Origin of the sequence: Streptomyces sp. HSW2009, assembly GCF_040240285.1 — a bacterium.
Classification (GTDB): Bacteria; Actinomycetota; Actinomycetes; order Streptomycetales; family Streptomycetaceae; genus Streptomyces.
Genome location: NZ_JBEHZD010000974.1, coordinates 1 through 1,466, shown reverse-complemented (window position 1 = coordinate 1,466; position 1,466 = coordinate 1). Strand labels below are relative to the sequence as shown.

Genomic DNA, 1,466 nt, shown 5'->3' with positions numbered 1-1,466 from the left:
CCCCCCCGTTTTTACCACCCGCCCCCCGCCCCCCTCCCGCGGCGTCCGTCTGGGGGGCGGGGTGTTGGGTATAGGGGGGGGGGCCCGGCCGCGGCGGTGGTGGGGGCGGCCTGCCGTGGTGGGTGTGGGCCGGCGGTCGTGGGTGTGGGTGTGAGTGCGGCGGCTGCGGTGGGTGTGGGTGTGAGTGCCAGGCCGCGGGTGGGCTGTGGGTGTGCGGCCGGGGGCCGGTTCCGCGTACGGGCTGATCCGCGTCGCCGCGTCATCCGTACGGCGCGGGCCGCATCCCCCGTACGGGTCGCATCGACAGCCGGTCGCAGCAGGGCCCGTACGGTGCATCGGTGCAGGTGGCGGGTGTGAGCCTGCCGCATGGCAGAGGTCCTCCCCTGTGGGGCCCCTGCCACACGGCGTGCTGGGACAATCTAATGCGAGGCCGTTCGCGTTAGATTGGATTGGAGAATATGGGCCGTGATCGGGAAGGGCAACTCAGGGAGCGCATGAGCGAGGAACGCCTCACCCCAGGCAGGGCCCGGCCGGGCGGTCGTACGGCGCGGACCCGGGCCGCCGTGCTCGCCGCCACCTTCGACGAACTGGGCGAGGCCGGCTACGGCGGCCTGACCATGGAGAAGATCGCCCAGCGCGCCGGGGTCCACCTGGCGACCCTCTACCGCCGGTGGGGCACGGTCGAGCGGGTCATCTGCGAGCTGATGGTCGATCAGAGCGGCAAGATCCCGCTGCCCGACACCGGTTCGCTCCGCGGCGACCTGCGCGCGCTCTCGCTCGGCATCGGCTCCTTCTACAGCGCCCCGCGCAACCGCAGCGTGATCGAGGCGGTGATCGCCGCTGCGGTGCGCTATCCGTACGCGGCCGAGATGCTGCGCGACTTCTTCCAGGACCGCAGGGGCCAGGCCGCCGAGTTGGTGGTACGCGCCGTCGAGCGCGGTGAGCTGTCGGCCGACACGGACGCCGACGAGGTGATCGCCGCCCTCGGCGCGCCCTTCTACTACCGGCTGCTGGTCTCCCGCGGCCAGATCGACGAGCACCTGGCCGAGACCACGGCGACGGCCACCTACGTCGCGGCCCGCGCCGGCGCCTTCACGCCGCCGGCGGCGGCCTCGGCTGGCTCCGACGCCCACGGCCCGTCGCTGACCTGCACCGACGTCAAGGCTGGCACTGGCGCTGGGACCGCGGCTGAGGCCGCCGAGACCGGCACCGCGTCCGCCGCCAGGGCCCGTACGACCACCCACTCCACCACCCACTCCGCCGCCAACTCCGGCACGAACCCCGAGCGCGTACCGCGGCAGATGGACGGTGGCGCCCACGACGGCTGACCGTGCGCTGAGTGGGCCTCACGGCAGCCTGCGGCGCAGTAACCCGCACCGCAGCGGCAGCCCCCCCCCCCCCCCCCCCCCCCCCCCCCCCCCCCCCCCCCCCCCCCCCCCCCCCCCCCCCCCCCCCCCCCCCCCCCC

The 1,466-nt window shown here is 75.2% G+C and carries 1 protein-coding gene; it reads left to right on the top strand.

The annotated features are described in order from the left end of the window. The first annotated feature begins 494 nt into the window (after nucleotides 1-494). Nucleotides 495-1,328 (top strand): TetR/AcrR family transcriptional regulator, encoded by an 834-nt coding sequence (locus AAHZ94_RS33945; RefSeq protein WP_349997538.1) that lies wholly within the window; start codon nucleotides 495-497, stop codon nucleotides 1,326-1,328. Nucleotides 1,329-1,466: the final 138 nt, after the last annotated feature.